Here is a 13,158-nt window from a genome sequence, read left to right as displayed (position 1 = left end):
CGCAGCAATCTCACTGGCCTCTCAGGCTAACCATGTTTGTCGTCAACGCCGACCGCCGCAGGTGTTTGAGTGCTTATGCAGTGATTTGTTCAGTTACCCAGCGCATGTCACCGAATCTGCGGGGTGAGGGGACCCGTCGCGCCGATCCGGACCGGGCGGGGTGGTCGCCGGCAGCGCCGGACGGATGGCGGTACACTGCCGGTCATGGCCGGAGTCTTCCTGCTTCTTACCGGGCCGTGCTGATGCGCTGAGCGCGCGACAGCACGGCGGCCCCTCCTGCGTGAGGGGCTTTTTCGTGCCCGCCGCCGGCCCGGGGCGGGCCGTCAGCCCGAGACACGAGACCAGCCAGCACGGACCGACTCCGCCGAGCGACGCGAGGAGACGCCATCATGACCGAGGCAGCGACGAGCGACACCCCACCGTTCCGGTACACCGCAGTGCTGGCCGACGAGATCGAACGCCGCTGGCAGGACTTCTGGGAACGGGAGGGCAGCTTCCACGCGCCGAACCCGGCCGGGCCGCTGGCCGATCCGGCCCACCCGCGCTCCGGCGCGGAGAAGCTGTACGTGCTGGACATGTTCCCGTACCCGTCCGGCGCCGGGCTGCACGTCGGTCACCCGCTGGGCTACATCGGCACCGACTGCTTCGCCCGCTACCAGCGGATGGCCGGGCGTAACGTGCTGCACGCGATGGGCTTCGACGCGTTCGGCCTGCCCGCCGAGCAGTACGCGGTGCAGACCGGCACCCACCCGAGGACCACCACCGAGGCCAACATCGACCGCTACCGGGCGCAGCTGCGCCGGCTGGGGCTGGCCCACGACCAGCGCCGTTCGGTGGCCACCATCGACACCGACTTCTACCGCTGGACCCAGTGGATCTTCCTGCAGATCTTCAACTCCTGGTACGACGGCGAGGCCGGCCGGGCCCGCCCGATCGGTGAGCTGATCGCCGAGTTCGCCGGGGGCACCCGGCGTACCCCGGATGGTCGTCCGTGGGCCGAGCTGTCGCCCGCCGAGCGCCGCGCGATCGTCGACGACCACCGCCTGGCGTACGTCTCGCAGGCGCCGGTGAACTGGTGTCCCGGGCTGGGCACGGTGCTGGCCAACGAGGAGGTCACCGCCGACGGCCGCTCGGAGCGGGGCAACTTCCCGGTCTTCAAGCGCAACCTGAAGCAGTGGATGATGCGGATCACCGCGTACGGCGACCGACTGCTGGACGACCTGGACAAGCTGGACTGGCCGGAACCGATCAAGCTGATGCAGCGCAACTGGATCGGCCGGTCCACCGGCGCGCACATCGACTTCCCGACCGACGTCGCGCCGATCCGGGTGTTCACGACCCGGCCGGACACCGTCTTCGGCGCCACCTACATGGTGCTGGCGCCGGAGCACGAACTGGTCGACACGCTGGTGCCTCCGGCCTGGCCGGCGGGGAGCCGGGAGGCGTGGACCGGCGGGCACGCCAGCCCCCGGGCGGCCGTCGAGGCGTACCGCAAGTCGGCGGCGGCCAAGACGGACCTGGAGCGGCAGGCCGAGACCAAGGAGAAGACCGGCGTCTTCATCGGGGCGTACGCCACCAACCCGGTCACCGGTGCGCAGATCCCGATCTTCATCGCCGACTACGTGCTGGCCGGCTACGGCACCGGCGCGATCATGGCGGTGCCCGCCCAGGACGAGCGGGACTGGGATTTCGCCGAACTGTTCGAGCTGCCGATCGTGCGTACCGTGCAACCGCCGGAAGGCTTCGACGGCAGGGCGTACACCGGGGAGGGGCCGGCGATCAACAGCGCCGCGCCCGCGCGTGGCCTGGACCTGGACGGCCTGGGGGTGGCCGACGCCAAGGCCCGGATCATCGCCTGGCTGGAGGAGAACGGCGTCGGTCAGGGCGCGGTGACCTACCGGCTGCGGGACTGGCTGTTCAGCCGGCAGCGCTACTGGGGCGAGCCGTTCCCGATCGTCTACGACGCCGACGGCGCCGCGATCGCGCTGCCGGAGGAGATGCTGCCGGTCGAACTGCCCGAGGTGGACGACTTCTCCCCGCGTACCTTCGACCCGCAGGACGCCGAGAGCGACCCGGAGACGCCGCTGTCGCGCCGCCGCGACTGGGTCGAGGTGGAGCTGGACCTGGGCGACGGGCCCAAGCGCTACACCCGGGAGACCAACGTGATGCCGCAGTGGGCCGGCTCCTGCTGGTACGAGCTGCGCTACCTGGACCCGACCGATCCGGACCGGTTCGTGGACGCGGAGAACGAGCGGTACTGGATGGGGCCGCGCGGCGAGGGCGACTGCGGTGGCGTGGACCTGTACGTCGGCGGGGCCGAGCACGCCGTGCTGCACCTGCTGTACGCCCGGTTCTGGCACAAGGTGCTGTACGACCTGGGCCACGTGTCGAGCTTCGAGCCGTTCCGCAAGCTGTTCAACCAGGGCTACATCCAGGCGTACGCGTACACCGACGCGCGGGGCGCGTACGTGCCGGCCGAGGAGGTCGCCGAGCGTGACGGCGGCTTCTTCCTGGGCGACGTCCAGGTCAACCGCGAGTACGGCAAGATGGGCAAGTCGCTGAAGAACGTCGTCACCCCGGACGAGATGTGCGCCGCCTACGGCGCCGACACGTTCCGGGTGTACGAGATGTCGATGGGGCCGCTGGAGGTGTCCCGCCCCTGGGAGACCCGGGCGGTGGTCGGCTCGTACCGGTTCCTGCAACGGGTCTGGCGGGCCATCGTGGACGAGCAGACCGGCGAGTCCCGGGTCACCGACGAGCCGGCCGACGAGGCGACCCGGCGGCTGCTGCACAGGGTGATCGACGGCGTCCGGGGCGACATGGAGGGGATCCGGTTCAACACCGCGATCGCCAAGCTGATCGAGCTGACCAACGGGGTGACCCGGCTGGCCGGCACCCCGCGCGAGGTGGCCGAGCCGCTGGTGCTGATGGTGGCCCCGTTCGCCCCGCACATCGCCGAGGAGCTGTGGCGGCGGCTGGGCCACCGGACCTCGCTGACCTACGCCGACTTCCCGGTCGCCGACCCGGCCCTGCTGGTCGCCGAGACGGTCACCTACCCGGTGCAGGTCAACGGCAAGGTCCGCGGCCGGGTCGAGGTGCCCGCCGACGCGACCGAGGAGGCCGTACGGGCCGAGGCGCTGGCGGCCGTGGCCGCCACCCTGGCCGGCAAGGAACCCCGCAAGGTCATCGTCATCCCCGGCCGCATGGTCTCCGTCGTACTCTGACGGCGTGTAAGGAGGGGCCCCCTATTAACGCCTCGTGTAGAGCAGGGGCCCCTTCTTAACACCCGCACGGCAGCGCACGGCGTCACTCGGGGACGCGCCTGGGACGCCCCGGAAACGTCCCGCAAGGTCGTGCTCGATCCCGGATTGCGTGGCATCCTCGTGCCAGCGAGGCCACTCGATCCCGGATCGAGCACGACCATGGAGCGGGATGCGGCGAGCCGTTCGCGCTGCCTGCACGGTGGTCGCCTAAGCCCCGGCGACGCCCCACCGCGTGGGCGGGTTGAGCCAGGCCAGAGATTGCCCGGCGAGTGCGGCGTCGGCGAGGCGATGGGCGCTGGCGGCCTCGTGGTCGTCGCTCATCTGCTCCCTGTGCTGGTGATTGCCTTGTCCCACAGGCGATAGGCGTACGTTCCCACTTGTTCCGGGAGCGAGGACGCCTACGCGGCTGGGGGATGTGCGAGCCCGCCGGCGAGGTACACCGGAGTGCGTCCGCTACGGGCCCGTATCGCGGCCGGCACCCGTGGGGCGACGTTGGAGGGAAGCAGGTTTTCGGCTCGTTGTGGCGACACGAAGGCCATCCCCTCCAACTCCCGACCAGACAGCCAAAGCCCACCGAGCCCGGCTATGACCCCGCAATCAAAGGTGAAGTGGACGAGCGCGCGTGGCCGTGGTCCTGTGGCAAGCGACCAGTCCACCACCAGAAGATCGCCCACGGCGATGGAGAGTCCCAACTCCTCGTGCACCTCGCGAGAGCACGCCTGGTGTGGATATTCCTCCGCCTCGACATAGCCACCAGGGAAGGCCCAGTGGTCACGGTAGGTGGGCTTGACGAGCAGGACGTCACCAGCCGGGTCGGTGATGAAGGCGGCTGCGGCGCCGTAGAAGGCCGGTAGGTTGGCGTACCAGATGGAGGGTTCCGTCCAGGTCACCCCAGTGACGCTAGTACGGCAGCCGCCGTTCGTGAGGTGACCTCGGATCCCGCGGGAATGAGGACGGCCACCGCGTGATCGTCTGTGCGTTGTGGACACAACATCAGACCGTGCGGTGGCCGAGAGCCACAGCGTAGAGCCTGCCCGGTGGCGACGAGCCATCGACCTGGTGATCGACTCTTTCACCGGCCGGTTCTGCCGGGTCGAGCCCCGCCGGGCTGCAGCCGGGTTCGTCACCGGGCTGCTCGCCGACCTGCGGATCAAGACGTGCTGGCAGTTGGCGGAGCAGGCCGGACACGGCCGGCCGGACGCGATGCAAAGGTTGCTCTACCGGGCGAAGTGGGACGCGGACGCGGTGCGTGACGACGTGCGGAAGGTCGTCATCGACCGGCTCGGTGACCCTGATGGGGTCTTGGTGGTCGACGAGACCGGGGATCTGAAGAAGGGCGTGCACACCGTCGGCGTCCAGCGCCAGTACACCGGAACCGCTGGGCGGATCGAGAATGCCCAGGTCGGGGTGTTTCTGGCCTATGCGAGCAGGCACGGTCACACCCTGATCGACCGGCGGGTCTACCTGCCGAAGTCCTGGACCGACGACCGCCAGCGGTGTGAACGGGCGGGCGTCCCCGACGATGTCGTGTTCGCCACCCGATCCGAACTGGCCGACGACATGATCAGCGCCGCGGTGAAGGCCCTGGTCCCGGCCCGGTGGGTCGCCGCGGACGAGGCCTACGGCAACAACAGCCGACTGCGGAGTGCACTGCGCAAACTCCGCCTGGGATACGTCCTGGCGGTCTCCTGCGATCACCTCGTGCCGATCGACGGCGGGAAGACCCGCTGCCGCGCCGACCGACTGGCCGCGGACCTGCCCGCCACCGCATGGACCCGGCGCAGCGCCGGCGACGGATCGAAAGGGCCGCGGTTCTACGACTGGGCCTGGCTGACCGACGTCGGCGCCGACGGTGACCCCGACGACGACGGCCGGCACAGTCTGCTGGTCCGCCGCAACAACACCACCGGCGAGATGGCCTTCTACCGCTGCTGGACACCCGGCTCCGCTACCCTCGCCCAGCTCGTGCGGGTAGCCGGAATCCGGTGGATCGTGGAAGAAGGCTTTCAGGCCGGAAAAGGTCAGGCCGGTCTCGACCAGCACCAGGTCCGCCGCTGGACGTCCTGGCACCGGTTCACCACCCTGGCGATGGCCGCCCTCGCTGTCCTCGCGATCTGCGCCGCCGACGCCCGAACAACGGACCGTCCCGCCCCACCCAACATGATCGAGTTGACCACCAACGAGATCCGCCGCCTGATCAACGTCCTGCTGATCCGGCCGACCCACAGCATCGCCCACCGTTTGCACTGGTCAAACTGGCGACGCCGACACCAAGCACGAGCCAGACGAGCTCACTACGCCCGCCGCCTCAACCTTGAGACTCAACCATGATCACAAATGGCGGCTGCCGTACTAGCCGACTTGTACGTACATGTTCGCCGGCTATTCGCGCCGGAGATTGCTCCTCAGACCATGAAGCAGGTCGGCTACCTGGGGGTTTGCTAGATAGGGATTGAGCGCTGCGGCAAGTTCCCGGACGCGGTGCGCCACCCGGGCAGAATCGACGGCCGGTGTCTGCTCTGCCAACTCCACGCCCCATGCGCAGGCGGCGTCTACATCGCCCGCTTGGGCGTGTGTCATGGCGATTAGAGCGGTGTGCAGGACCCGTGTTCGCGCGTTGTGTTGGCCAACGGTGATCGCATCAGATGCGTGTCGCAGCGCCTGCCGGTACAGGCGTAGATCGCTGAGGGATCGTATGGCACTGCCGGCGACGTGGGCTGGACTGAAGTATCCGACCCAGCGCGGGCCCTCGCCCGGGCTTGCTCGATCGATCGCGCGTTCGGCCCTACCGAGCGCAGTTTGACAGGCACGTCTCTCGCCAGACCGACCGTACGCGCTGGCAACGGTCGTATAGAGCCGGGCGCGGACGGCGGCGGGCGCACGGCCCGCTCCGTCGATGGCCGCCTCGGCGAGTCTTGTGGCGTTGGGTGCGTGGCCGAGATAGACGGCCTGAGTGGCGAGATTGGCCAGAAGGTGGGCGCCGTAGAGGCGATCGTCGGCGGCCTTGGCAAGCCTCAGGGCAAGGGTGAAGTGCTGTTGGGCGATGCCGTGCTGGCCAGCGTCGTACGACATGTGGGCCTGCCCCGGTTTGACGGACATCCCAGCTCAGAGGGGCTACGGGCTCCTCGGGAGGATGTTCATCATGGAAGGCATGGGCAAGAAACCACGCCGGCCGCGCAGGGCGTTCACGCCGGAGTTCAAGGCGGAGATCGTCGAGGTGTGCCGGCGGGGTGACCGCACGGTGGCGCAGGTCGCGAGGGACTTCGACCTGACCGAGACCGCGGTGCGGGAGTGGGTCAAGCAGGCCGACCTCGACGCCGGCACCCGGTCGGACGGGTTGACCAGCGACGAGCGGGAGGAGTTGGCGCGGCTACGGCGGGAGAACCGCCGGCTGCGTGAGGATGTCGACATCCTCAAACGGGCCACGGCTTTCTTCGCGAAGGAGACCCGGTGAACGTGTACCCGTTCATCGAGGCGGAGAAGGCACGGCAGGGCGGGAACGTGAAGCGTTCCTGTGAGCTGCTGGAGGTCTCCCGGTCCGCCTACTACCAACACCGCACCGGCCCGTGCACGCGTGAGCGTGACGACGTCGATCTGACCGAACGGATCGCACGCATCCACGGCGCCTCGGCCGGCGCCTACGGCGCCCCTCGGGTGCGGGCCGAACTCGCCGCGCAGGGGCGGCGGCACTCCCGCAAGCGGGTCGCCCGGCTGATGCGCACGGCCGGGTTGTGTGGCCGTACGCCGAAACGGTGGCGCACCACCACGGTGCCCGACCCTGCGGCGGTGTTGCCGGCGGATCTGATCCGTCGTGACTTCGACGTCGCCGCCGGCGAGGTCGATACCCGCTGGTGCGGGGACATCACCTACATCCCGACGTGGGAGGGCTGGCTGTACCTGGCTACGGTGATCGACATCGCCTCGCGTCGGGTCATCGGCTGGGCCACCGCCGAGCACCTGCGCACCGACCTGCCCGCCCAGGCGTTGACCAACGCGATCGCCGCCCGCCGACCGACCGGGCCGGTGATCTTTCACAGCGACCGCGGGTGCCAGTACACCAGCGCCCAGTACGCCCGCCTCGCCCTCCGGCACCACGTGCGTCTGTCAGTCGGGAACCGAGGTCAGTGCTGGGACAACGCCGTCGCCGAATCGTTCTTCGCCACGATCAAGACCGAACTACTCGACCGGCGGGCATGGCCGACCCGCGCCGCCGCCCGTGCGGCGATCTTCGACTGGATCGAGGGCTGGTACAACACCCGCCGCAGGCATTCCACCCTCGACTACATGAGCCCGGCAGAGTACGAAGCGACCACCTATTCCCGCAGGTCAACCGCCAAGGTAGCGTGAGACCAACTTATCGACCCTGTCCGTCAAACCGGGTCAACCCCAATGAAGGCGAGTTGACCCGAAAGCGAAGCGGTTGCGCCCATGAGTCCCCGGCCGATGGTGTCTGTGTAGGTGCCTCGGAGCATGGGTCCGACCTGACGTACCAGAAAGTCGGCCATCATCGTCCGCGTATGCGGGGACCCGCCGCCGTGACGGCGGTCCAGGTCGGTGAAGTGATCTGTGAGGGCGTGGAGGGACTGGACATCGGCACTCGTGACCGGCCGTCTGCCAGTGCGGACCACAAAGCCGTCGGACAGATCGTATCGCCAGGCCAACGCGGCCTGTAGCGCCTTGTCTATCTGGAAGGTCCCGCTGTTCCGCCAACTGAACTGCTGAGCGAACCTGCTCCATAGCCGTTCGGAGGCTTCGATCGCCTGCTCGACGGATCTCGGGTAGACAATGCTTGCAGGTACACCGGTGGCGACGAACCCAAGGTCGGTCACGGCGACGGAACGTCCCAGCTTGCGGGCGAGCATCTCGGCCATCGCGCCTTGGACCTGCTCGACTGGCTGACGTCCGCGTAGCCACCAGTAGACGCTGGCGGCGTCGTACCGCCAGCTGCCCTGTGAACGGCCGGCGTGGTTGAGTTGTCGGGCGAAAGCGCCATGGGCGTTGCCGTAGCCAGCAGCGGACAGCAGCGCCGCAAAGGCTGTGTTCGTAACTGATCGCGGCATGGGTGCGCCTCCAGGCATACCGTCTACTTTCTGTTGCGAGCGTAGACGCTCACTGTGATGCGCTGTGCTGTCACGCAACCCCGCGCAACCCTCGCTGGGACAGCGCAAGCGCACACATGACCTGCGGTCTGGCTCCTCAATCGGCGGTCGGCTTCGCTGATGACAGAGGTGGCGGCGGTGACTCCGAATCGCCCTGTCGATGGAGGTGCGGATGCAGGACCAGGGTGGCGAGTCGGTGGTGAGTCGGGGCGAGCGGATGGAGGCGGCTGAGCGGGAGGCGGCGAAGCGGCGGATTCTGGCGCAGGCCGAGGCCGAGCGGATTCCGGTGGAGGAGACAACCCGGGCGGTGCCGGATCGGCGGTGGCGGCGTGACCGGCAGGGGTGAGCTGCCGATCGGGCGGCGGGTGGCGCAGTGGCGGGCGCGGCGGCGGATGACGCAGCAGGCGCTCGCTGACCGGCTGGGCAAGTCGAAGAGCTGGGTGGACAAGGTGGAGCGGGGTGCCCGCCGACTGGACAAGTTCTCGGTGATCCGGCAGATCGCCGAGGTGCTGCGGGTCGACCCGGCGGTGCTGCTCGGACAGCAGTCACCGACGCCGGCCGGTGGGGGGACGCTGGACGGCCTCGATGGGGTGCGGGCGGCCCTGGCCCGATATGGAGTGTTTCAGGCGCCGGAGCGTCCGGTGGCGTCGGCTGAGCTTCGTCGGCACGTCGGGCATGCCTGGTTGACGTATCAGGATGCGCGGTATCCGCAGGTGGTGCGGGCGCTGCCGGGGTTGCTGGACTCTGCGCAAGGGCTCAGCGTTGCTGAGCCGGAGTTGCTGGTGCAGGTGTACCGGATCGCCTCGTCAGTGCTGGTGAAGCTGGGTGAACCGGATCTCGCCTGGCTGGCCGCTGACCGGGCGGTGACGGTGGCCGGTGGTGATCGGGTGCTGGCGGGTATGGCAGCCATTTCGCTCGGGTCGGCGTTGCGTGCGGCGGGCCGGGAGCGGTTGGCGTTGGCCGCGACCGTCGCCGCCGCCGGGCGGCTCGTGCCGGTGCCGGGCGGGACGGCGAGGCCCGGGGCGTCGGGGCGGGCGTCGGGCGGGGCGACGAGGCATGGGGTGTCGGGGCGGGCGTCGGGCGGGTTGCCGGACGAGTCGGCGGTGGGCGGGACGCTGTTGCTCCAGGCGGCCTTGGCCGCCGCGAGTTGCGGCGAGCCCCGGCAGGCTGGGATGTTGCTTGACCGGGCCGCCCACCTCGCGCATCGGCTCGACGCTCGTGACGACCCGTGGCGGGTGTGCTTCGGGTCGGTGGCGGTGGACTTGGCGCGGGTGGTGGTGGCGGTCGAGTGTGGTGACGCGGCGGAGGCGGTTGGTCGGCACGAGATGGTGATCCGGCGGGACGGGTGGCGGCGGTTGCCGGCTGAGTATCGGGGTGCCTACCTGGTGGATGCCGCGCGGGCGTACCTGTTGGCCGGTGATCTGGCCGGGGCGGGGCGGATGTTGGTGGGCGCGGATGGGGTGGCGCCGGCTGAGGTTCGGGTGCGGTCGTCGGCGCGTACCCTCCTTGCCGAGATTGCCCGGGGACGGCCCGCGCCGGCCGGCGTGGCGCGCCTCGCCACCCTGGTCGGCCTCACCCGATGACGGAGCCGCACTCCCAAGATCGTGTTTGATCCAGGCTCGACCGGTCTCCTCGGGGCGCCCCCGCACGTCATCGCCCTGCCGCCCCACCTTCCGGCGGCGGCCTTCCCAACTTCAGGGATACTGCTGCCTCGACCGGGTCGGGATACAGCACTATCCCTGAAGTTGCGCGGCGTGCCGGCGTGCCTCGGCGCGCCACCAGCGGGTGAGTAGCACGGCGGCGGCGATCAGGCCGAGGGCGGCGGGGGCGGCGGCCAGCCAGTTGATCTTGTCGGGGGAGGTGACGGCGGCGCCCAGGGCCGCGTAGCCGAATGCGGTGGGCACGGATGCGATGACGCTGCCGGTGAGGAACGGCAGGATCCGCGCGCCGGTGGTGCCGTAGCCGTAGCTGACCAGGCCGAACCCGGAGATCGGCAGCAGCCGTACGGTCATCACGCCCAGGATGCTCTGCCGGGTGAACCAGTTGTCGAGTCGGGCCAGCCGGCCGCGGACGCGTTCGGCGACGAACTGCCGGCCCAGCAGCCGGCCCACGGTGAAGCCGATCGCCGCGGCCAGCAGCGCGGCGCCCAGCGCGTAGAAGGCGCCCGGCAGCGCGCCGAAGAGCGCCCCGGCGGCGAGCGTGATGAAGGTACGCGGCACCAGCGCCACCAGCAGCAGCGCCCCGCCGAGGACGCCGGCGACCGGGGCGAGCCGGCCGAGCCGATCGCCGAACTGCGGCAGCGCCGTCGGGTCGGGGTGCGGCGCCAGCAGCAGCGTGACCCCGAACCCGGCGAGCAGGAGCAGCAGCAGCCCGAACCGGACGGCCGACGGCGTCACGGCGACCAGCGGCCCGTGCCCGCTGCCCGGCCTCACGACGGGCCGGGCGAGGTCTGGCCGGGTCGGGCCAGGTCGGGTCGGGCCAGGTCCGGGCACGGTCTGGGCGAGGTCTGGTCGGGCCAGGACAGGTCCGGTCGGGCGGGAGCGGCCCCGGGAGCACCCGACCGGCGGGCCCGCAGCAGCCCGAACCGGACGGCGGGGGTCACGCGCGGGCTGCGGCCACCGCGGCCAGGCGTTCGCCCCGCAGCCGGTCGGACCAGGTGTCGTCGAGCGGCGGGAGTTGCTGCGCGCCGGTGGCCCAGCGCAGCAGCAGGTCGGCCAGGGCCGGATTGCGGGCCAGCGCCGGCCCGTGCGAGTACGTGCCGAGCAGCTTGCCCCGCCACGCCCCCTCGGTGGTGCCGTCGTTGCCGATGCCGGCGGTCACCCGGGCCAGTGGCGAGACGCCGGGGCCGAGGTGGGTCCGGCCGCCGTGGTTCTCGAAGCCGGTCAGCGGCGGCAGTCCCAGCCGGGCGTCGATGTCGCCGGCCAGCTCGCCGACCGCCCGGCTGGGACCCCGGTCCGAGCTGAGGTCGAGCAGCTCCAGCCCGCGGTACTGGGTGCCCTTGGCGAAGAACGAGGTGCCGAGGAGTTGGTACCCGGCGCAGACGCCGAAGACCACCGAGCCCTGGGCGACGGCCCGGTGCAACCCGCCGTCGGCGTGCAGCCGCTGCGCGCCGAGCGCCTGCGGCCCGTCCTCGCCGCCGCCGATGAGGTAGATGTCGGCGGTGGTGGGCAGCTGCTCGTCGGAGCGGACCTCCAGCACCTCGACCCGGAACCCGCGCTGCTGCGCCCGCCGGGCCAGGATCAGCACGTTGCCCCGGTCACCGTAGGTGGAGAGCAGGTCGGGGTAGATCCAGACGATGCGCAGGGTCTCAGTTGACACGGTCCAACTCCGCTCGGATGTCCTGGAACGCGGTGTAGTTCGCGATGACTTCCAACCGGCCCGGCGGCACCGTCCGGATGGCGTCGTCGAACGTACGCACGTGCTGGAACGGCACGTCGTTGACGTCCAGCCGGACCGCCAGGTCGTACGCCCGGTCGCCGGTGATGAGCACCTGGCGTCCGCGCAGCGGGGCGAAGTCGACGTCGAAGAGCCATGAGGTGTCCAGCCCGTCGGGGTCGCGGGCGTTGATGGAGAGCAGTGTCGGTGCCTGTTCGGCCATGTCGAACGCCTCCAGCCAGCTGGCCGGGTTCTTGGCCAGCAGCAGCCGGACCAGACGCCCCTCCCGCTCGACCTGGGCGTAGCGGCCGGCGACCGAGGTGACGTCGCCGAGCCGGGGGACCGCGTCGAACGGGCGTACGCCGAACTCGGCGGCGACCGCGAGAGCGGTGGCCGCGTTGCCGACGTTGACCTTGCCGGGGAGCTGGAGCTTGACCTTGTACCAGGCGCCGGTCGGGTCCAGGACGCCCTCCTCGTCCACGGTCCACTGCGGGTCGGGCCGGCGCAGCGGGCAGCCGGTGCACCACCACTGCTCGCCGGAGCGCTGGATGGTCGAGCCGCACTCGGGGCAGACCCAGGAGTCGTCGTGCCACCGCTGCCCGGCGGAGAACCAGGTGACGTGCGGCGGCGTGATCCGCTGGTCGTGGGTGGCCGGCGGGGTGGCCGCCCAGACCACCATCGGGTCGTCGGCGTTGGCGACGATGCGGATGTCCGGATGGCGGACCAGCGCCGCGCGCCAGAGCTGCGCCATCATGGCGACCTCCTTGGCCCGGTCCAGCTGGTCGCGGGAGAGGTTGAGCAGCGCCACCACGTGCGGCTCGGTCGCCTCGATCACCTGCGCCAGGTAGTGCTCGTCGACCTCCAGCACCGCGTACGGGGTGCTGCCGGCCTTGGCCAGGGCGGAGGTGTGCCCGCTGGGCATGTTGGCGCCGAACGAGTTGGTGGCGACCCGGCCGAGGACCCCGACGGCCGCGGCGGCCAGCCGGGTCGTCGTCGTCTTGCCGTTGGTGCCGGAGACCAGCGCGATGGCCCGCCCGGCGGAGAGATGGGCGAGCAGCTCCGGATCGATCTTCAGACCGAGCCATCCACCGATCACCGAGCCGTCGCCACGGCCCGCGGCCCGCGACAGCGCCGCGGCGGTCCGTGACACGGAGCTGGCCACCTTCGCCCGTAGGGGCATCTTCGCGTCTGTCACGCGAGCGAGGTTACCGGACCGCGGTACCCGTCAGATCGCCGCCGACGGCGATCCGTTCGGCCCGGCTTTCCCGGCGAGCGGGCAGGAGGTGGCTGTCCGGACGGAGTCGATCTATGTCGGATTGCGGACCCCTGCCCGGCGGGCTCGCCGCCCTCCACTCCGCTCCACCCCGGCTGACGTGCGGTTTTGCCGCTCGAAACGGCGCGCCACGCGGGCGATTCTGGTT

13 protein-coding genes are annotated in these 13,158 nt (G+C 70.5%); 6 read left to right on the top strand and 7 right to left on the bottom strand.

Annotated elements, in window-relative coordinates:
- Positions 1-389: 389 nt before the first annotated feature.
- A complete protein-coding gene (gene leuS, locus ACQPYA_RS23130; RefSeq protein WP_433529191.1) occupies positions 390-3,224 on the top strand; it encodes a leucine--tRNA ligase in 2,835 nt (944 codons plus the stop codon).
- Positions 3,225-3,661: 437 nt separating this feature from the next.
- On the opposite strand, the gene ACQPYA_RS23125 is transcribed toward leuS, so the two are convergent.
- Positions 3,662-4,153, bottom strand: coding sequence for an NUDIX domain-containing protein (locus tag ACQPYA_RS23125; RefSeq protein ID WP_433529190.1), 492 nt, complete (start codon positions 4,151-4,153; stop codon positions 3,662-3,664).
- 115 nt (positions 4,154-4,268) lie between these two features.
- Here ACQPYA_RS23125 and ACQPYA_RS23120 point away from each other — a divergent pair, with 115 nt between their 5' ends.
- Positions 4,269-5,594, top strand: a complete 1,326-nt coding sequence (locus ACQPYA_RS23120; protein ID WP_433529189.1) for an IS701 family transposase — start codon at positions 4,269-4,271, stop codon at positions 5,592-5,594.
- A 51-nt stretch (positions 5,595-5,645) separates the two neighbouring features.
- Here ACQPYA_RS23120 and ACQPYA_RS23115 read toward each other — a convergent pair whose 3' ends face one another.
- Complete coding sequence (locus ACQPYA_RS23115; RefSeq protein ID WP_433529188.1) at positions 5,646-6,335, bottom strand: hypothetical protein; 690 nt, start codon at positions 6,333-6,335, stop codon at positions 5,646-5,648.
- Positions 6,336-6,414: 79 nt separating this feature from the next.
- On the opposite strand from ACQPYA_RS23115, the gene ACQPYA_RS23110 reads away from it, so the two are divergent.
- Both ACQPYA_RS23110 and ACQPYA_RS23105 read left to right on the top strand, forming a co-directional pair.
- A complete protein-coding gene (locus tag ACQPYA_RS23110; RefSeq protein ID WP_433529187.1) occupies positions 6,415-6,717 on the top strand; it encodes a transposase in 303 nt (100 codons plus the stop codon).
- Positions 6,714-7,610: an IS3 family transposase gene (locus tag ACQPYA_RS23105; protein WP_433529186.1), complete on the top strand. Its 897-nt coding sequence runs from the start codon at positions 6,714-6,716 to the stop codon at positions 7,608-7,610. Before ACQPYA_RS23110 ends, ACQPYA_RS23105 begins: the two co-directional genes overlap by 4 nt.
- 23 nt (positions 7,611-7,633) lie before the next feature.
- Here the strand turns inward: ACQPYA_RS23105 and ACQPYA_RS23100 are convergent, their stop codons facing one another.
- On the bottom strand, positions 7,634-8,323 hold the full coding sequence (locus ACQPYA_RS23100; protein ID WP_433529185.1) for a hypothetical protein: 690 nt from the start codon (positions 8,321-8,323) through the stop codon (positions 7,634-7,636).
- 211 nt (positions 8,324-8,534) lie between these two features.
- Here ACQPYA_RS23100 and ACQPYA_RS23095 point away from each other — a divergent pair, with 211 nt between their 5' ends.
- Positions 8,535-8,708, top strand: a complete 174-nt coding sequence (locus ACQPYA_RS23095; protein ID WP_433529184.1) for a hypothetical protein — start codon at positions 8,535-8,537, stop codon at positions 8,706-8,708.
- Positions 8,692-9,945 (top strand): helix-turn-helix domain-containing protein, encoded by a 1,254-nt coding sequence (locus ACQPYA_RS23090; protein WP_433529183.1) that lies wholly within the window; start codon positions 8,692-8,694, stop codon positions 9,943-9,945. Before ACQPYA_RS23095 ends, ACQPYA_RS23090 begins: the two co-directional genes overlap by 17 nt.
- Positions 9,946-10,095: 150 nt before the next feature.
- Here the strand turns inward: ACQPYA_RS23090 and ACQPYA_RS23085 are convergent, their stop codons facing one another.
- From ACQPYA_RS23085 to ACQPYA_RS23070, 4 genes are read right to left on the bottom strand one after another with little or no spacing between them, the layout of a single operon-like run.
- Positions 10,096-10,794, bottom strand: a complete 699-nt coding sequence (locus ACQPYA_RS23085) for a TVP38/TMEM64 family protein (protein ID WP_433529182.1) — start codon at positions 10,792-10,794, stop codon at positions 10,096-10,098.
- On the bottom strand, positions 10,791-10,964 hold the full coding sequence (locus tag ACQPYA_RS23080) for a hypothetical protein (protein WP_433529181.1): 174 nt from the start codon (positions 10,962-10,964) through the stop codon (positions 10,791-10,793). The genes ACQPYA_RS23085 and ACQPYA_RS23080 overlap by 4 nt, the downstream gene beginning before the upstream one ends.
- Positions 10,961-11,680, bottom strand: coding sequence for a type 1 glutamine amidotransferase (locus ACQPYA_RS23075; RefSeq protein WP_433529180.1), 720 nt, complete (start codon positions 11,678-11,680; stop codon positions 10,961-10,963). Before ACQPYA_RS23075 ends, ACQPYA_RS23080 begins: the two co-directional genes overlap by 4 nt.
- Positions 11,670-12,917: a MurT ligase domain-containing protein gene (locus ACQPYA_RS23070; RefSeq protein ID WP_433533579.1), complete on the bottom strand. Its 1,248-nt coding sequence runs from the start codon at positions 12,915-12,917 to the stop codon at positions 11,670-11,672. Before ACQPYA_RS23070 ends, ACQPYA_RS23075 begins: the two co-directional genes overlap by 11 nt.
- Positions 12,918-13,158 lie beyond the last annotated feature (241 nt).

Source organism: Micromonospora sp. CA-263727 (assembly GCF_050942455.1).
GTDB lineage: Bacteria > Actinomycetota > Actinomycetes > Mycobacteriales > Micromonosporaceae > Micromonospora.
The sequence above is the reverse complement of the archived record's forward strand: the minus strand, read 5'-3'. Positions and strand labels throughout refer to the sequence as shown.